The 15,533-nt window shown below is 72.7% G+C and carries 20 protein-coding genes; 12 read left to right on the top strand and 8 right to left on the bottom strand.

The genetic code is table 11. The features are described from left to right. Positions 1-528 (bottom strand): SixA phosphatase family protein, encoded by a 528-nt coding sequence (locus ACZ6I1_RS07895; RefSeq protein ID WP_469284344.1) that lies wholly within the window; start codon positions 526-528, stop codon positions 1-3. A gap of 7 nt (positions 529-535) precedes the next feature. After that, positions 536-811: an isoamylase early set domain-containing protein gene (locus ACZ6I1_RS07890; RefSeq protein WP_469284343.1), complete on the bottom strand. Its 276-nt coding sequence runs from the start codon at positions 809-811 to the stop codon at positions 536-538. A gap of 509 nt (positions 812-1,320) precedes the next feature. Between ACZ6I1_RS07890 and ACZ6I1_RS07885 the strand changes: the two genes are divergently transcribed. The 3 genes from ACZ6I1_RS07885 (at position 1,321) to ACZ6I1_RS07875 (ending at position 2,997) form a co-directional block, all read left to right on the top strand. Then, the gene (locus ACZ6I1_RS07885; RefSeq protein WP_469284341.1) at positions 1,321-1,524 is read left to right on the top strand and encodes a cold-shock protein; all 204 of its coding nucleotides are present in this window, start codon (positions 1,321-1,323) and stop codon (positions 1,522-1,524) included. A gap of 80 nt (positions 1,525-1,604) precedes the next feature. Beyond that, on the top strand, positions 1,605-1,961 hold the full coding sequence (locus ACZ6I1_RS07880; RefSeq protein ID WP_469284339.1) for a hypothetical protein: 357 nt from the start codon (positions 1,605-1,607) through the stop codon (positions 1,959-1,961). 196 nt (positions 1,962-2,157) lie between these two features. Next, complete coding sequence (locus tag ACZ6I1_RS07875) at positions 2,158-2,997, top strand: SigB/SigF/SigG family RNA polymerase sigma factor (RefSeq protein ID WP_469284337.1); 840 nt, start codon at positions 2,158-2,160, stop codon at positions 2,995-2,997. 48 nt (positions 2,998-3,045) lie between these two features. Here the strand turns inward: ACZ6I1_RS07875 and ACZ6I1_RS07870 are convergent, their stop codons facing one another. After that, complete coding sequence (locus ACZ6I1_RS07870) at positions 3,046-3,480, bottom strand: ATP-binding protein (RefSeq protein ID WP_469284335.1); 435 nt, start codon at positions 3,478-3,480, stop codon at positions 3,046-3,048. 184 nt (positions 3,481-3,664) lie between these two features. On the opposite strand from ACZ6I1_RS07870, the gene ACZ6I1_RS07865 reads away from it, so the two are divergent. The 7 genes from ACZ6I1_RS07865 to ACZ6I1_RS07835 all read left to right on the top strand — a co-directional run bounded on the left by ACZ6I1_RS07865 (position 3,665) and on the right by ACZ6I1_RS07835 (position 8,993). Continuing rightward, complete coding sequence (locus ACZ6I1_RS07865; RefSeq protein WP_469284333.1) at positions 3,665-4,405, top strand: SDR family NAD(P)-dependent oxidoreductase; 741 nt, start codon at positions 3,665-3,667, stop codon at positions 4,403-4,405. A 57-nt stretch (positions 4,406-4,462) separates the two neighbouring features. Next, positions 4,463-5,836 (top strand): aminotransferase class III-fold pyridoxal phosphate-dependent enzyme, encoded by a 1,374-nt coding sequence (locus ACZ6I1_RS07860; protein ID WP_469284331.1) that lies wholly within the window; start codon positions 4,463-4,465, stop codon positions 5,834-5,836. Between the two features lie 230 nt (positions 5,837-6,066). After that, on the top strand, positions 6,067-6,984 hold the full coding sequence (gene pucL / locus ACZ6I1_RS07855) for a factor-independent urate hydroxylase (RefSeq protein WP_469284329.1): 918 nt from the start codon (positions 6,067-6,069) through the stop codon (positions 6,982-6,984). A 187-nt stretch (positions 6,985-7,171) separates the two neighbouring features. Continuing rightward, positions 7,172-7,417 (top strand): hypothetical protein, encoded by a 246-nt coding sequence (locus ACZ6I1_RS07850; protein WP_069920976.1) that lies wholly within the window; start codon positions 7,172-7,174, stop codon positions 7,415-7,417. 199 nt (positions 7,418-7,616) lie between these two features. Further along, positions 7,617-8,276 (top strand): class F sortase, encoded by a 660-nt coding sequence (locus ACZ6I1_RS07845; protein WP_469284327.1) that lies wholly within the window; start codon positions 7,617-7,619, stop codon positions 8,274-8,276. A 103-nt stretch (positions 8,277-8,379) separates the two neighbouring features. Beyond that, positions 8,380-8,757, top strand: a complete 378-nt coding sequence (locus tag ACZ6I1_RS07840) for a hypothetical protein (protein ID WP_469284326.1) — start codon at positions 8,380-8,382, stop codon at positions 8,755-8,757. A 62-nt stretch (positions 8,758-8,819) separates the two neighbouring features. Continuing rightward, positions 8,820-8,993 carry a hypothetical protein gene (locus ACZ6I1_RS07835; protein WP_469284324.1) on the top strand — a complete coding sequence of 58 codons (174 nt, stop codon included), beginning with the start codon at positions 8,820-8,822 and terminating at the stop codon, positions 8,991-8,993. Between the two features lie 132 nt (positions 8,994-9,125). Here the strand turns inward: ACZ6I1_RS07835 and ACZ6I1_RS07830 are convergent, their stop codons facing one another. The 5 genes from ACZ6I1_RS07830 to ACZ6I1_RS07810 form a co-directional block, all read right to left on the bottom strand. Beyond that, on the bottom strand, positions 9,126-10,055 hold the full coding sequence (locus ACZ6I1_RS07830) for an ABC transporter permease (RefSeq protein ID WP_469284322.1): 930 nt from the start codon (positions 10,053-10,055) through the stop codon (positions 9,126-9,128). Continuing rightward, positions 10,052-11,014, bottom strand: a complete 963-nt coding sequence (locus tag ACZ6I1_RS07825) for an ATP-binding cassette domain-containing protein (protein ID WP_469284408.1) — start codon at positions 11,012-11,014, stop codon at positions 10,052-10,054. Before ACZ6I1_RS07825 ends, ACZ6I1_RS07830 begins: the two co-directional genes overlap by 4 nt. Next, positions 11,011-11,421 carry a hypothetical protein gene (locus ACZ6I1_RS07820; protein ID WP_469284319.1) on the bottom strand — a complete coding sequence of 137 codons (411 nt, stop codon included), beginning with the start codon at positions 11,419-11,421 and terminating at the stop codon, positions 11,011-11,013. Before ACZ6I1_RS07820 ends, ACZ6I1_RS07825 begins: the two co-directional genes overlap by 4 nt. A 68-nt stretch (positions 11,422-11,489) precedes the next feature. Continuing rightward, positions 11,490-11,885, bottom strand: a complete 396-nt coding sequence (locus tag ACZ6I1_RS07815; RefSeq protein ID WP_469284317.1) for a RidA family protein — start codon at positions 11,883-11,885, stop codon at positions 11,490-11,492. Positions 11,886-11,929: 44 nt separating this feature from the next. Next, a complete protein-coding gene (locus tag ACZ6I1_RS07810) occupies positions 11,930-12,406 on the bottom strand; it encodes an RrF2 family transcriptional regulator (protein ID WP_469284314.1) in 477 nt (158 codons plus the stop codon). A gap of 111 nt (positions 12,407-12,517) precedes the next feature. On the opposite strand from ACZ6I1_RS07810, the gene ACZ6I1_RS07805 reads away from it, so the two are divergent. Together ACZ6I1_RS07805 and ACZ6I1_RS07800 are read left to right on the top strand one after the other, a co-directional pair. Continuing rightward, positions 12,518-13,345: a hypothetical protein gene (locus ACZ6I1_RS07805; RefSeq protein ID WP_469284310.1), complete on the top strand. Its 828-nt coding sequence runs from the start codon at positions 12,518-12,520 to the stop codon at positions 13,343-13,345. Between the two features lie 80 nt (positions 13,346-13,425). After that, positions 13,426-15,444, top strand: coding sequence for an FUSC family protein (locus tag ACZ6I1_RS07800; RefSeq protein WP_469284307.1), 2,019 nt, complete (start codon positions 13,426-13,428; stop codon positions 15,442-15,444). Positions 15,445-15,533 lie beyond the last annotated feature (89 nt).

The following is a 15,533-nucleotide window of genomic DNA, read 5'->3' as shown; positions in this document are numbered from 1 at the left end:
TCAGGGCTTGGCGCCCCGGGGCACGGCGAGCTCGGTCAGCCGGGCGGCGCCCGCCGCGAGGGAGGCCCAGGGGCCGGGCACCTCCAGCACGGCGATCGCCGACGTGGGGAACTTCGTACGGGCCTGCTCCAGCGCCTGGGCGTCGCCCTCGCCGGCGAGCAGCAGCACCAGCTCCTGCGCGCCCGGGTTGTGCCCGACCAGCAGCAGCGTCCGCACCTGCGCGGGGGTCTCCCGTACGAGGTCCAGCAGCTCCTCGGCGCTCGCCCCGTAGAGGCGTTCCTCGTACGTCACCGGGGTCGTGATCCCGGACTCGGCCGCGACCAGGTCCCAGGTCTGGCGGGTGCGGCGGGCGGGCGAGCACAGGACCCGGTCGGGTACGGGGCCCGCCTCGCGCAGCCGGCGGCCGGCGGCCGGGGCGTCGCGCAGGCCGCGCGGGCCGAGGGGCCGCTCGGCGTCGGGCACGTCCGGCGGCCAGGCGGACTTGGCGTGCCGCAGGACGACCAGGCGCCGGACCGGACCGGCCGTCACGGCGCCCTCACGTGTGCAGGCGGCTGTTGGGGCCGTCCTGGTCGCCGGCGCTCTCGTCGTTGAACCAGTAGTCGCCGGCGGCCAGGTACCGGAAGGAATGCGCGCTCTCGCTCGGCAGCTCGACCGTGACGGCCCGCTTCCCGTCCTTGCGCGGCCTCAGGGTGTGCGTTCCGGGCTGCCAGTCGTTGAAGTCGCCGACCACGCTCACCGGTCCGGGCGGCGTGTCCGCCGGAAGGACGAACGTGACTTCGGTGCGGTCCTTGCGCAGCTTGCGCTCCAGCATGGGAAACAGCTCCTGACTGCGGAGGGGGACGGGTCGCGCCCATCCTGGGGGCCGCGCGGGCGGCCCGCAATGCCGAAGCCTCCGCCCGCGCCGGGGTGTCACCCGTCCACCACGGTCCGCGGCATGGCGCCGCGTATCGCCTGGGGCTGCGGGCCGTTCTCCTGAAGCCATGGAGGGCAACGCAGCCCCGCACCGTCGTCACGCTCGTGGCCGGCCTGGGGCTGTTCGGGTGGCCGGCCGCCTGGCAGGTGGAGGCGGGGGACGGACGAGGGGCCCGGCACGTGGAGCCGCGCGGATATCGGGGTCAGGAGCCGATAAACGCGAATTCGCTTATATGACTTTCCCGTACGATTACCGGTTCCCGTCGACGAGGAATGGAAATTACCTGCCCACCACAGCCCCTGTGTTACGGTTCCCTCAATTGAAGTTGTGGTTCCCGAAATACTTCCGATGTACCGGTGAGCTTTCCGGCGGGGCGTTTCCGGGCACTGCCCCAAAGGAGAATCAATATGGCATCCGGCACCGTGAAGTGGTTCAACGCAGAAAAGGGCTTCGGCTTCATCGAGCAGGAGGGCGGCGGCGCCGACGTGTTCGCCCACTACTCGAACATCTCCTCCTCCGGCTTCCGTGAGCTCCAGGAAGGCCAGAAGGTCACCTTCGACGTCACGCAGGGCCAGAAGGGCCCGCAGGCCGAGAACATCGTTCCCGCCTGACGCCGGCCGACGCCCACGCATCACTGCCGGGGTCCGCACCATGGGGGTGCGGACCCCGGCGGCTTGCTAGAGTCCCGCCCATGTCGACCCCTGACGACCTGCTCATCGATCTCGCTGCCATGGTCGAGTCGGAGCAAACCAATCAGATGTCCCTGACCGTCGTGGTCCACGGCGCCGTCATCACCGGCCGTCTCGCCCCCGAGAGCGTCTGGCGCCAGCGCGTCGCCGAGGTCCTCCAGGACTCCGACCAGCTGACCCGGTTCGCCGAGGTCTTCAGAACCTCCGGGCCCATGGGCCGCCCCTCGCACCTGCACTTCCACGTGGCGCGCATCCTCCAGGGCACCCTGGGCATCCCCGAGACCGGCGGCATGTACCGCATCGCCGTCAAGGACGTCAGCGCCTGGACCGTCGGCGACTTCAGCTACTCCGACAAATAGGCGCGGGCCGCCTTCCCGGCCGCGCCGGCCAGGCCGTGCCCGGCGGCGCGCACCTGGCCGCAGGCGGGCGTTCTGGTGGGGTACGCGTTGGTTCGGACGGGTATATCCCCTGAGACTGGAACGTGAGACAGCGCCGAACAGCGCGACGACGCACCCCGGCAACCACCGGGGCCGCCCGTCCGAGGAGCGCAGCGCCATGCACCGTACAGACCTCACAGACGTCGCCACCCACGAGGCCAGGGCACTGTCCGTGTCCCTGTTCCGGCGGCTGGCCGAGCTGGAGGAGGGCAGCGCGGAGTTCAGTTACGTCCGCAACACCCTCGTCGAGCTGAACCTCAGCCTGGTGAAGTACGCCGCCCGGCGGTTCCGCGGCCGCAGCGAGCCGATGGAGGACATCGTCCAGGTCGGGACGGTCGGCCTGATCAAGGCCATCAACCGGTTCGACCCGGAGCGGGGGGTGGAGTTCACCTCCTTCGCCCTGCCGACGATCACCGGGGAGATCAAGCGGTTCTTCCGGGACACCAGCTGGGCCGTCAAGGTTCCGCGCAGGCTCCAGGAGCTGCGGATCGACGCGGCCAAGGCGCACGACGCCCTGGAGCAGGAGCTCGGCCGGGAGCCCACGGACTCCGAGCTCGCCGGACAGCTGCACGTGACGCCCGAGGAGCTGGCGGAGGGCCGCAAGGCCGCGTCCGCGTACTCCGTGCGCTCCCTGGACGCGCCCGCCCAGGAGGAGGGAGACCGGGACCCCGGCGCCGACCGGCCGTCCCTCGGCGAGGAGGAGCCGGCGTACGACCGCATCGAATGCCTGGAATCGCTCAAGCCGATGCTGGCCTGCCTGCCCGAGCGCGAGCGCATCCTGCTCTCCCTGCGGTTCGGGCAGGAGCTGACGCAATCCGAGATCGGCGACCGGCTGGGCCTGTCCCAGATGCACGTGTCCCGCCTGCTGACCCGCACCCTGGAGCGGCTGCGCACCGGGCTGCTCACCGACCCGGACGAGGCGGACGGCGAGGCGGACGAGGAAGTCTCCGCGGCCTAGTGCGCGATCCCGGCCGGCTGCGCTATCCCGGCCGCTGCGCGATGCCGGCTAGCGGGCCGGCCGGGGCGGGTCCTGGAGCCGTCCGCGGGCCGGGACCTCCAGCCAGACGGTCTTGCCCGGCCGGCCGTCCTCCGACGGGACCCAGCCCCAGCTGCGCGCGAGCCGTTCCAGCACGATCAGCCCGTGTCCGCCGGGCAGGGCGCGGTCGCCGGGCGGCCGGCGCCTCGGGGGCTCGCCGCTGTCGTCGCTGACCTCCACGCGCAGCCGCTCCGAGGTGTGCCGCAGGACCAGCTCCCGCGGGCCGCCCCCGTGCAGGCAGGCGTTGGTGACCACCTCGGAGACCAGGAGCAGCACGTCCTCCACGGACTCCGCCTCGCCCGGCCAGGCCCAGTCGGCCAGCGCCTTGCGCGTGAAGTCGCGGCACCGGCCCACGACTCCGGTCGTGGCGCCGCCGAGAACGAGCCTCCGCGTCTGCTCGGCCACAGGGCCTCCGTTCTCCGCGCCTCTCCGCGCCGCATGTACCCCTACCCGGGGCTGTCAATCCTAGGGCGGCCGGCAACCCCCGACCTCCTCTCAAATTTCACATCTCGGAAAACAGATTCCGTCATGCGATAACCTAGGATTCCCTCTGCTCGACCCGGAAACCAGCGGAACCCAGGAGGCACGCATGACCGAGAGCCGCGTCGCCCTGATCACCGGATCCTCTTCCGGGATCGGCGCAGCCGTCGCCCGCAGGCTGAGCGCGGAGGGCATCCGCGTCGTCGTCAACTCGGCCCGCAGCGAGAGCGCCGGAAAGGCGCTGGCCGCAGAGCTGCCGGGCGCCGTGTACGTGCGCGGCGACGTCGCCGACGCGGCGGATGCCCGGCGGATCGTGCAGAGCGCCGTCGACGCCCACGGACGGCTCGACATCCTGGTCAACAACGCGGGCGTCACCCGGTTCATCCCCCTGGACGACCTGGAGGCCGCGGACGCCGACGCCTGGCGCGAGATCTTCGACGTCAACGTGATCGGCGCCTGGCAGATGGTCACCGCCGCCGCCCCCCACCTGCGCGCCTCCGGGGCGGGCTCGGTCGTCAACATCTCCTCGGTCTCCGCCACCCGGGCGCTGGGCAGCTCCGTGCCGTACGCCGTCAGCAAGGCGGCGGTGAACCACATGACCCGCCTGCTCGCCTCCCAGCTCGGCCCGGCCGTCCGGGTCAACGCCATCGCCCCCGGCCTCATCGACACCCCCTGGTACGAGGGCGCCGAACAGGTCTGGGAGAGCTCGCGGGAATGGATCACCGAGAACACCCCGCTGCGCCGGGTCGGCACCCCCGAGGACGTGGCCGAGGCCGCGCTCTACCTGGTGAACGCCGCCTACACGACGGGGGACGTCCTGACCGTCGACGGCGGCCGGCACGTGGTCTGAGCGGCCCGGAGCCGCAGCCGCCCCCGATTCCACATCGTGGACAACTACTCTCGTTTCATGAATGCAGAAGCCCACGACCTCGCCGCCGCGAAGGACGCCGTCAAGGACGCTGTGAAGGACGCCGACCGGAAACACGTCTTCCACTCCTGGTCGGCGCAGGAGCTCATCGACCCGCTCGCCGTCGCCGGGGCCGAGGGCTCCTACTTCTGGGACTACGACGGCAACCGGTTCCTCGACTTCTCCAGTGCCCTCGTCTACACGAACATCGGGTACCAGCACCCGAAGGTCGCCGCGGCCATCCAGGAGCAGGCGGCGCGGCTCTGCACGGTCGCGCCCGGTTTCGCCGTGGACGTCCGCTCCGAAGCGGCGCGGCTGATCGCCGAGCGCACCCCGGGCGACCTCGACAAGATCTTCTTCACCAACGCCGGGGCCGAGGCCGTCGAGAACGCCGTCCGCATGGCCCGGCTGCACACCGGCCGGCCCAAGGTGCTGTCCGCGTACCGCTCGTACCACGGCGCCACCTCCACCGCGATCAACCTGACCGGTGACGCCCGGCGCTTCGGCAACGACACCGCGACCGCCGGCGTCGTGCACTTCTGGGGCCCCTTCGCCTACCGTTCGCCCTTCTACGCGGCCACCGAGGCCGAGGAGTGCGAGCGGGCCCTGCGCCACCTCGAGGACACCATCGTCTTCGAGGGCCCGCAGTCCATCGCCGCGATCATCCTGGAGACCGTCGGCGGCGCCCCGGGCGTCCTGGTGCCCCCGGCCGGCTACCTGCCCGGCGTGCGCGCGCTCTGCGACCGCTACGGCATCGTCCTCATCCTCGACGAGATCATGGTCGGCTTCGGGCGCACCGGCCGGTGGTTCGCCGCCGAGCACTGGGACGTCGTCCCCGACCTGCTGTGCTTCGCCAAGGGCGTGACCAGCGGATACGTGCCGCTCGGCGGGGTCGCCATCTCGGCCGCCATCGCCGAGACCTTCGCCCGCCGGCCCTACCCGGGCGGGCTGACGTACTCCGGGCACGTGCTGGCCTGCGCTGCCGCCGTCGCCACGATCAACGTCATGGAGGAGGAGGGCGTCGTCGAGCGGTCCGCCCGCACCGGCACCGAGCTGCTCGGCCCCGGGCTGCGCGCGCTCGCCGAGCGGCACCCCTCGGTCGGGGAGGTCCGCGGGCTCGGCACCTTCTGGGCCCTGGAACTCGTACGGGACAGGGCGACGCGCGAGCCGCTGGTGCCCTACAACGCCTCCGGGGCGGACAACGCGCCGATGGCCGCCTTCGGGGCCGCCTGCAAGAAGGGCGGGCTCTGGCCGCTGATCGCCGGCAACCGCATCCACGTCGCGCCGCCGTGCACCATCTCGCCCGAGGACGTGGCCAAGGGCCTGGCGATCCTCGGCGAAGCCCTGTCGGTCGCCGACGCTCACACCGCCTGACCTGCACGGACGTACGGTCGCCCAATCCGTGGGTGCCGCTCTCGGAGGATCCGCGCCATTACGAACGGCCCGTGAACGTGCTGAAATCCGAAAGAGCACCTACGGACCGGGATGCACGTCAGTCCCGGGGCGGTCCTCCGTGACCGAACGGCGGGGAGCGGGCCGACCGCTGGACGCCGGGCGTACGGGATCCCCTCAACCGGACTCCGTGTACCCGAAGGAAGACAGGCATGAGCAAGCACGTCCTCGCGCAGAACCAGTACGGCAAGGCCGAGAACCGCATCGTCAAGGTCACCCGCAAGGGCAGCGACGGCTCGTGGCACGAGATCCGCGACCTGAACGTGTCGGTCGCGCTGCGCGGCGAGTTCCGCGACGTCCACCTGACCGGCGACAACGCCAACTGCCTGCCCACCGACACCACCAAGAACACGGTGTACGCCTTCGGCAAGGAACACGGGATCGACTCCCCCGAGGCCTTCGGCATCCTGCTCGCCAAGCACTTCGTCTCCTCCCAGTCGCCGATCCGCGAAGCGCAGATCCGCATCGAGGAGTACGCGTGGGACCGCATTCCGGTCCCGACGCGCAAGGAGCAGCACTCCTTCGTCCGCAAGGGCCAGGAGGTGCGCACCGCGCAGATCACGTACAGCGAGACGACCGGGCTGCAGGTCATCTCGGGCCTGAAGGACCTGACCGTGATGAACTCGACCAACTCCGAGTTCCACGGCTACATCAAGGACAAGTACACGACCCTCCAGGAGGCGTACGACCGCATCCTGGCGACCAAGGTCACCGCGCGCTGGGCGCACTCGGCGCTGGCGGCCGACGACGCCTCGTACGACTGGGACCAGTCGTACAAGAAGGTCCGCAAGAACATGCTGGAAGCCTTCGCGGAGACGTACTCGTACTCGCTGCAGCAGACCCTGAACCAGATGGCCGAGCTCGTCCTCGACAGCTGCCCCAAGGTCAACGAGGTGCGCCTGAACCTCCCCAACAAGCACCACTTCCTCGTGGACCTGGAGCCCTTCGGCCTCAAGAACGACAACGAGGTCTATTTCGCGGCGGACCGGATGTACGGCCTCATCGAGGGAACCGTCCACCGCGACGGCGTCCAGCCGGTGATCGCGACCTCCGACTGGATCGTCGCGTAACCCCTTCCGCTTACCGCTCCGTTCGGCCCGGACCGCTCCGCGGGGTCCGGGCCGTTCGCTGGGGTGGACGAGTTCCAGCCGTGGTTCCGGTTCGGTAGCCGAAACGGACCCTTGTGCCGATCGCCGTACGCAACGAGGCTGTTCAGCCGGTGAGTTGACGACGAGTGGGCGAGGGGGCCGGTAGTTCATGCCGACGGCGATCAGGGAGTGGCGGGGCTGGACGGGCGCCGCCCCCTTCTGGCTGAACTCCTTCCTGCTGCTCCTGGCCCCCTTCACGGCCGTCACCCTGTTCGGCCAGCTCGGTGTGATCGCGGCCCTGGCCGCGCTGGGCGGCCTGGCGCGGCACCTGTGGTCCGGGGACTACGGCCACCCGGCGGTCCACCTCGCCGCGGTGCTGATGGGCGTGGCGACGGCGACTCTGGTGACGACCTGACTCACCCGTTCGGGCGTACGACGCCCCACCCGGGGCGGGGGCGGCCCGACCGTGTCCCAGCTGGGAAAACGGCCGCATCGCGCGGCGACACGCCCGTGACGTTCCGTCAGTCTCCCGTGTTTCACCGGGTGCCGGAGGGCAGAGGAGGTATCCACTGCTCATATGACCCGGCCGCCCGAGCCGGACCGGAGGGACCCGCATGCCCCGCGCCAAGTCGGTCGTCGCCGCGCTGACGGTGGTTCTGCTGGCCACCGGGATCGGTGTGCTGCAGCGCACCGAGGGCGCCGGCCCCGCGGCCGCGAACACCGACGACGCCCTGCCCTCGCGGGCGCTGGGACTGTCCGACCACCGGCGCCTGGCCCGGCAGCGGGAGTACTCCGGTGAGCACCTTCCCGCGCACGGCGCACGTGCGCCGAGGACGGCCGCGGGCCCGTTGCGGCCGGTCACGGAAGCGCTGCCGGCCGCACGGCCGGTGCGGCTGCGCGTGCCGAGCCTGGGCATCGACGTACCGCTGACCGGCGGGCCCGACGGCGCCGGCGGCGCCGGTGGGACCGGCGCTCGTGGCGGAGTCTTCTGGCAGGCCGACGGTCCGGCGCCCGGGTCGGCCGGCACCGCCGTGGTCGGCGGAGCGGGCCTGGACCTCTCCGGGCTGCAGCGGGGCCGCACCGTCGAGATCACCCGCGCCGACGGCCGGACCGCCGTGTTCACCGTGGTCCGGCTCCTCCCCGGCGGGTCCGGCGGGTCCGGCGGCTCCGGCGTCCCTGCGGACCGGGACCGTGCGGGGCGCTCCCACCTGCGGCTGGCCGGCGGGGACACCGCCGCGCTGGCCCGGCTGACGGGCCAGCGCAGGGGCCGCTGACCGGTCCCCCTCCGTCATCCGTGCGGGGCACTTCGTTCCGCCGGTCGGGGGCTTCTGGGGACCCGGCCGGGAGCCGCCCGGCGTGTCGGGGCACACCCCTCGCATGAGCGGGAGTCGGCACGTGCGCGCCGCCGTGACCAGGGCCCTGACCAAGGTCCTGACGGCGGCCTGCGTCGTGCTGCTGTGCGTGTTCGGCGCAGGTCCGGCCGCGGCGACGGTCGCCGAGTCCCGGCCCGCGTCCACCGCCCCCGCGGAGCCCACCGAGGGACAGTCCGATCCGGCCGCCGAACCCGAGGCGCGGGCCGCCGTACGGTCGCTGTCGCGCGCGGTGCCCGGCGTACGGCGCACCCCGCTGCCGGTGTTTCACGTGAAACACGAGCCGGACCAGCCCCCCGTGGCGGCGCCCGTGCGGCGGACGGCCCAGCCGGCGCAACCGGCCCTGTCCGCGCGGACGGTGCGGAGTGTGGTCCTGCGCTGCTGAGCGGGCCGAGGCCCCCAGCGACACAGTCCCCCACACACCCCCCAACACCGTGAGGTTCCGCCATGCCCATCGACGCCTACGCCGCCCTGAACGCCATGCTCCGCGCCGAGGCCGCCCGGTTCACGCCGCCGGTACGCCAGAGCGCCGACCCGGCCGCTGCGCACAAGACCCCGGCCCCGTCCCCCGAACCGGAGAGGGAACCGCAGCAGACCGCCCCCGCGGACTCCTCCGCGTAGACCTGCCGCGCCGGATGGAGGAGCACCGGTTCCCGCGCCCCTCGGCAGCGGAGCGTGGTCACGTGAGGTTCGACCACGGGCACGGGAACCGGGCCCACCCCCCCCCGATCCTGCGAAAGGACCGGGGGACGGCTACGTGCGGTTGTAGAGCCGCATCGTGACGGGCCCGAAGACCAGGACCAGGAGGCCCGCCCACCCCAGCGACCAGGCGATCTCGGTCGCCGGCCACTCCCCCGCCATCAGACCGCGCACCGCGGTGGTCAGGTGGGTGACCGGGCTGTTGTTGACGAAGGCCTGCAGCCAGCCCGGCATCGTCCTCGGGTCCACGAAGATGTTGCTGAGGAACGTGAGCGGGAACAGCACCATCATGCTCACGCCCATGACGGACTTCTCGCTGCGCAGCAGCAGCCCGAACATCGTCCACACCCACGAGAAGGCGAAGGAGAAGACGATCAGCAGCGCCACGCCGGCCAGCACCCCCATGGCCCCGCCCGCCGGACGGAAGTCCAGGATCAGGCCGACGGCCAGCATCACGGCGGACGCGATCGTGTAGCGCAGCATGTCGCCGAGCAGGTAGCCGACCATCGTCGAGGGCCGCCAGATGGGGAGCGTGCGGAAGCGGTCGAAGACGCCCTTCTCGATGTCGGTGTTGACGGAGACCCCCGTGTACATCGTGATCATCACGATCGACATGACGAGGATGCCGGGCAGCAGGGTCTGGATGTACGTCCCCGGGGAGCCGGCCAGCGCACCACCGAAGAGGTACGTGTACATCAGCACCATCATGATCGGGAAGGCGGTCACGTCGAAGAGTTGCTCGGGCACGTGCTTGATCTTCAGGACGGCCCGCCAGCCGAAGGTCAGCGAGGTCGCGAGCGCGCTCGGGCGGGGCGGGCGGCGGCCGGAGACCAGGAGGGCGGCGAGCTGATCGGCGCGCGGGGCGACGAACTCCAGCTCCGAGGTGACCGTTCCGGCGCTCCCGGCGGACCCGGCGGACCCGTTGATGCCGGTCCCGTCGGCCCCGGTCCCGTCGGCCCCGGTCTCGTCGGTCTCGACGCTCATGTCGTCACCCCCTTGTCGTCGGTGAGCGCGAGGAAGACCTCGTCCAGGCTGGGCTGGCCCAGCGCGAAGGTGTCGACGACGATCCCGGCCCGGGCCAGCTCGGCCAGGGCCGCGGCGGCGGACCGGGCGTCGTCGACGCGGGCGGTCAGCGCGACCGGATCCGGATCCGGCGTGACGGACTCGTCGAGTACGGCGGCCAGCAGGCGCACGGCTTCGTCCCGTTGGGCCGCATCCCGCAGGCGGACGTGCACGCTGCCCGAGCCGACCGAGGCCTTCAGCTCGCCCTTCGTGCCCTCGGCGATCACCTTGCCGTGGTCGATGACGGCGATCCGGGAGGCCAGGTGATCGGCCTCGTCGAGGTACTGGGTGGTGAGCAGGACCGTGGTGCCCTGCGCGACGACGGCCCGCACGATCTCCCAGACCTGGTTGCGGCTGCGCGGGTCGAGGCCGGTGGTCGGCTCGTCGAGGAAGAGCAGGTCGGGGGTGTTGAGGATGGAGGCGGCGATGTCGATGCGGCGCCGCATCCCGCCGGAGTACTGCTTGACCTGGCGGCCGGCCGCGGCCGAGAGCCCGAAGGCCTCCAGCAGCTGGGCGGCGCGCTCCCGGGAGGCGGGCCGGGAATGCCCCAGCAGCCGTGCGAGCAGCACCAGGTTCTCCGTACCGGTCAGGTCCTCGTCGACGGAGGCGTACTGGCCGGTGAGGCTGACCCGGCTGCGCACGGCGTCCGGTTCGCGGGTGACGTCCTTGCCGAAGACGCGGGCCTCCCCGCCGTCCGGGCGCAGCAGGGTGGCCAGCACCTTCACCACGGTGGTCTTGCCGGCCCCGTTGGGGCCGAGGACCCCGTAGACGGTTCCCTCCGGCACGGCGAGGTCCACCCCGTCGACGGCCCGGGTGTCCCCGAAGACCTTGACGAGGCCGGCGGTCTCGATGGCGTGGCCGGCGGGAGCCGTGGGACTCAGTCCTCGCGCGTGTAGTAGCGGTAGAACGCCACCCCTCCGACGCCCAGGCCGGAGAACAGGCCGATCACGGCGGCGCTGAGCACGCTGGAGCCGGTGAGGCTGTGCAGGTAGCCCACGGCGACGCCCGCGAAGACGCCGTACGCGGCGGCGTGCGCCTCGCGCTTCAGCCGGGGGCCGACCCGGTTGAGGCCGAACATGACGGCGGCGAACAGCGCGCCGCACAGGATTCCGTAGAACACGTTGCCCGCGTCCACCGGGCCCATCTGGCGCTGGAGGAAAGCGGCCCAGACTCCGTAGACGAGTCCCATGAGCAGGGCGCGCGTGAGGGCGTTCTTGGCGAGGTGGTCCGAGTCCGCCGTCCGTCGGATGTGGTGCCGCCGGTGGACGGTGGGTGCCGCATGTGCCATGACGGGCTCCTCTCTCCCATCCTCCAGGGCACACCCGCCGCCCCCGAGCGGCAAGTGGATCAACCGCGTCAACCACGTACCGCCACGGCGTCGATCTCGAAGAGCATGCCGGGCAGGGCGAGCGCGGCCACCCCGATCAGGGTCTGCGCGGGCAGCTCGGTGCCCCAGGTGGCCCGCAGCTCCTTGAGCAGGACGGCCAGCTTCTCCTCGTCGTGACCGACGACGTAGGTGCCGATGCGGACCACGTCGGCGGGGCCGAGACCGACGGCTGCCAAAGCGGTACGGAGGTTGGCGAAGGCCTGAGCCACCTGGTCGGCGAAGTCCTCGGAGACCACCTGACCGCTCTCGTCGGAGCCGTACTGGCCGGCTATGAACACCTGCTCGCCGCGGGCGGACACGATGTGGCTGTAGCCGTAGCCGGTCGGGGTGTGCAGTCCTGCGGGGTTGACGATGCTGCGCGTCATGCCGAGCTCCCTGGTTCCGTGTCCGTACGTGCGGGGGGGTGTGACTACTGCGCGGCCAGCCAGGCGCGGAGCCGCTCCGGGGCCTCGGGGGCCTGCCGCTCGGCCTGCCGCCGGACCTCCTCGAGGTCCTGCGCCGCCAGGGCCGTGCGCCAGGCCAGCTCGGCCCGGGACATGGCGTGCGCGATGGCGCAGCCGGGCGCACCGGCGGCCCCCTGGTCCGAACGCCCGGGCCCCTGGCGGCGGATCTCCGTGCACCGGAACGCCTCCTCGGGTCCCTCGACGGCGGCGACCACGTCCATGAGCGAGATGGCGGCGAGCGGGCGGGCCAGCCGGAATCCGCCGCGGGGGCCGGACACGGAGGTGACGATGCCCGCCCGGGCCAGCGCCTGGAGCTGCTTGTTCAGATAGGCGGCGGGCAGGTCGTGCCACGCGGCCAGCCGCGCCGCCGGCACGGCACGGTCCGGCCCGATCCACGCCAGGTTGACGCAGCTGTGCAGCGCCCACTCGACGCCCTCGCTCATCCTCATATCCTGGATATTACATATCCAGAATGTTGGCCCGCAAGGGCGCCGCGCCACCCGCCCGCAGCAACACCGCTCGCGCCCGGTCCCGCCCCGGCATTCCCTGGTGACGTGCGCACCATCCTGTCGGCGGTACTGATCGCGCTCGTGGCCCTCCTGGTACCCGCGAGCGCCGTCGCGTACTGGGCCGACCGCGAACTGGGCAACGCCGACCGCTACACCGCCGCCATGTCCCCGCTCGCGGGGAACCCCGCCGTCCAGGGCGTCGTCGTCACCCAGGTCACCCGCGCCCTCGCCGGCCAGATCGACGCGGGCCCCTTCCAGAGCGGGGTCGACGCCCTGCTCGGCGAAGCCCTGGGCTCCTTCGCCGGCACGCCGGCCTACCGCACCGCCTGGGACGCGGCCAACCGGGCGGCCCACGCCGCCTTCCTCGAGGCGCTCACCACCGGCCACGGCGACGCCGTCACCATCGACCTCGCGCCCGTCATCGCCCAGGTCAAGGCCGAACTCGTCGACGACGGCGTGCCGTTCGCCGACCGCATCCCGGTGACCCGCCTCTCGGTCAAGGTCATGGAGTACGACAACCTCGGTGCGCTCCGGAAGGGTTTCCACATGCTCCAGATCGCGGGCGTCTGGCTCCCCCTGCTGACCGTGGTGCTGGCCGCGGCGGCCATCGCGGTCGCCGTCCGCCGCCGCCGGGCCGTGATGGCCACCGGGCTGGGACTCGCCGCGGGCGCCGCGCTGCTGTGGATCGCCGTGAGCGTCTGCCGCCGGATCACGCTGGACGACCTGCCGGCCGACATCGACCGGCAGGCCGCCGGAGCGGTCTACGACGCCCTCACCGCGTTCCTGCGCACCACCGCCTGGGTGGTGCTGGCCGTCGGGCTCGCCGCCGCGCTGGGCGCCTGGGTGACGGGCCGACTGCGCCGCACCCCATAAGCTCGGAAGGTACCAACGCACGCAGAACGACGCAGAAGAGCCCAGAAGAACCGATTCGCAAGCGGCGGCACGGAAGCGGAATGAGCACCGAACGCACCGAACACATAGCGGCCGGGCGAGGCCGGAGCCATCCGCTGGCACCGCCCTCCTGGCTGCTGGGCGGACTCCGGCCGAGCACCGCACCCATCCCGTGGGCCGCCGTGGCACGCGCGGGTGCCGCGCTCGCCACCCCGCTCGCCGTCGGATTCGCCCTCGGCGAGCCCGAGTACGGCGCCCTCGTCTCCATGGGCGCCCTGTCCGGAGTCATCGGCGACACCGCCGACGCCTACCGCATGCGGATCCTCAACATCGGCGTCCCGCAGCTCTTCGGCGCCGTGGGCATGGCGCTGGGCACCCTGGTCTTCGGGCACGGCTGGCTGGCCGTCGGCGCCCTCACCCTCGTCGCCCTGATCTCCGGGATGATCTCCTCGATCGGCACGATCGCCTCCGTCTCCGGTCTGCTGCTCCTGCTCAACGCCGTGATCGGCGCCGGTCTGCCGCTGCCGCAGCCCTGGTGGACGGCCCCCCTGCTGCTGAGCGCGGGCGGGCTGTTCGTGCTCGCGCTGACCCTGCTGGGCTGGCCGCTGCGCGGCCGCCGGCCCGAACGCACGGCCGTCGCCGCCACCTACCGGGCGCTGGCCGACACCCTCGAGGCGGCGGGCGGCCCGGAGTACGAGGAGCGCCGCCAGCAGCTCACCCAGGCCCTGAACCAGGCCTACGACCTGGTCCTGGGCCGCCGGGCCCGGGTGCACGGGCGCAGCCCCTCCCTGGTGCGGATGCTGGCCCAGCTGAACGTGGTCATCCCGCTGGTGGAGGCCGCCCCCGCCGCCCACCTGCGCGGCCGTCCGCTGCCGCCCGGGATCCCGGCGGCCGTACGGGAGCTGGCCGACGCCGTCGAAGAGGAGCGCACCGGATCCCCCGTACTCGACCTGCCCGCCCCGCACACCCCGGCCGACCGGGCCATCGACTCGGCCCTGCGGCACGCGGCGGCCCTCGTGCACCGCACCGGACCGGACCCCTCCCCGGGCCGTGGCGGCCCGGCGGGGTCCCCGCGCGTCGACGACCGGCTCGGGCGGCCCGCCGCCCTGCGGGTCCGGGTCCGGAGCGCGGTGCGGGACATGATGCTGTCCGGAGCGTCCTGGCGGTACGGACTGCGCCTCGCCCTGTGCATCGGGCTCGCCCAGTGCCTGGTCTCCCTCATCGAGGTGGAGCGGTCCTACTGGGTCGCGCTGACGGTCACCTTCGTCCTCAAGCCCGACTTCGGCTCGGTGTTCTCGCGGGCCGTGCTGCGCGCGCTGGGCACCGCGGCCGGGCTGGTCGTCGCCGCCGCCGTACTGGCCGAGGTACCGCGCGGCTGGTGGGACGTGCCGGTGATGGTGGTGCTCGGCGCGCTGATCCCGGCCTTCTCGGCCAAGGGGTACGCCTTCCAGACCGCCGCCATCACCCCGGTGATCCTGCTGCTCTCGGACCAGCTCAACCACCAGGGCTTCGACCTGATCCGGCCGCGCCTGCTGGACAGCCTGATCGGCTGCGCCATCACCCTCGTCGCGGGCTACCTGCTGTGGCCCGAGAGCTGGCACACCCGGATCGGGGACCGGCTGGCCGACGCCGTGGACGACGCCGCCCGGTACCTCGAGCGGGCCTTCGCGCCGGTCCCGGACGAGGCCGCGCGCGCGGCGGCGCGCACCGCCCGCCTGCAGACCAGGCGGCGGATCTACCGGGACCTGTCGGACGTGCGCAGCGAGTTCCAGCGCGCCCTGACCGAGCCCCCGCCGACGGGCCCCCGGGCCGCCGCCTGGTGGCCCCTGGTGGTGGCCGTCGAACGCATCGTGGACGCGACCACCGCCGCCCGCGTCCGCGTCAACCACGGGGCCGAGCCGCCCGCGTCGGCCGAGGTGGAGGCGCTCGCGGGCCAGTTGCACGCACTGGCGGAGCGCGTCCGCAGCAGTACGACCCCGGTCCGGGTCGACGCGGAGCCGCCGGCCGACGGGGCGGGAGTCCTGTCCCCGGTCCGCCAGGAAGTGGCGGCGGCCCGCGCCCTCGCCCGTCCGGGTGACTGACCGCCGGGAGGACGCGCACCGCATCGCCCCGTCCGCTCCCCCGAACGGCCCCGAGCCCAGGCCGGGAGCCACCGGGCGGGAGAACCTGG

The sequence above is a fragment of the Streptomyces sp. NPDC046303 genome (assembly GCF_055588085.1).
Note: the sequence above shows the minus strand (reverse complement) of the source record. Positions and strands in the feature narration are given on the sequence as shown.

Excerpts from the sequence above, each read along its gene's own strand:
- ACZ6I1_RS07830 (WP_469284322.1), bottom strand. The coding sequence starts at position 10,055 with ATGAGCGTCGAGACCGACGAGACCGGGGCCGACGGGACCGGGGCCGAC.
- ACZ6I1_RS07840 (WP_469284326.1), top strand. The coding sequence starts at position 8,380 with ATGAGCGGGAGTCGGCACGTGCGCGCCGCCGTGACCAGGGCCCTGACC.
- ACZ6I1_RS07890 (WP_469284343.1), bottom strand. The coding sequence starts at position 811 with ATGCTGGAGCGCAAGCTGCGCAAGGACCGCACCGAAGTCACGTTCGTC.
- pucL (WP_469284329.1), top strand. The coding sequence starts at position 6,067 with ATGAGCAAGCACGTCCTCGCGCAGAACCAGTACGGCAAGGCCGAGAAC.
- ACZ6I1_RS07820 (WP_469284319.1), bottom strand. The coding sequence starts at position 11,421 with ATGGCACATGCGGCACCCACCGTCCACCGGCGGCACCACATCCGACGG.
- ACZ6I1_RS07860 (WP_469284331.1), top strand. The coding sequence starts at position 4,463 with ATGAATGCAGAAGCCCACGACCTCGCCGCCGCGAAGGACGCCGTCAAG.
- ACZ6I1_RS07810 (WP_469284314.1), bottom strand. The coding sequence starts at position 12,406 with ATGAGCGAGGGCGTCGAGTGGGCGCTGCACAGCTGCGTCAACCTGGCG.
- ACZ6I1_RS07815 (WP_469284317.1), bottom strand. The coding sequence starts at position 11,885 with ATGACGCGCAGCATCGTCAACCCCGCAGGACTGCACACCCCGACCGGC.
- ACZ6I1_RS07845 (WP_469284327.1), top strand. The coding sequence starts at position 7,617 with ATGCCCCGCGCCAAGTCGGTCGTCGCCGCGCTGACGGTGGTTCTGCTG.
- ACZ6I1_RS07800 (WP_469284307.1), top strand. The coding sequence starts at position 13,426 with ATGAGCACCGAACGCACCGAACACATAGCGGCCGGGCGAGGCCGGAGC.
- ACZ6I1_RS07835 (WP_469284324.1), top strand. The coding sequence starts at position 8,820 with ATGCCCATCGACGCCTACGCCGCCCTGAACGCCATGCTCCGCGCCGAG.
- ACZ6I1_RS07850 (WP_069920976.1), top strand. The coding sequence starts at position 7,172 with ATGCCGACGGCGATCAGGGAGTGGCGGGGCTGGACGGGCGCCGCCCCC.
- ACZ6I1_RS07880 (WP_469284339.1), top strand. The coding sequence starts at position 1,605 with ATGTCGACCCCTGACGACCTGCTCATCGATCTCGCTGCCATGGTCGAG.
- ACZ6I1_RS07865 (WP_469284333.1), top strand. The coding sequence starts at position 3,665 with ATGACCGAGAGCCGCGTCGCCCTGATCACCGGATCCTCTTCCGGGATC.
- ACZ6I1_RS07875 (WP_469284337.1), top strand. The coding sequence starts at position 2,158 with ATGCACCGTACAGACCTCACAGACGTCGCCACCCACGAGGCCAGGGCA.
- ACZ6I1_RS07885 (WP_469284341.1), top strand. The coding sequence starts at position 1,321 with ATGGCATCCGGCACCGTGAAGTGGTTCAACGCAGAAAAGGGCTTCGGC.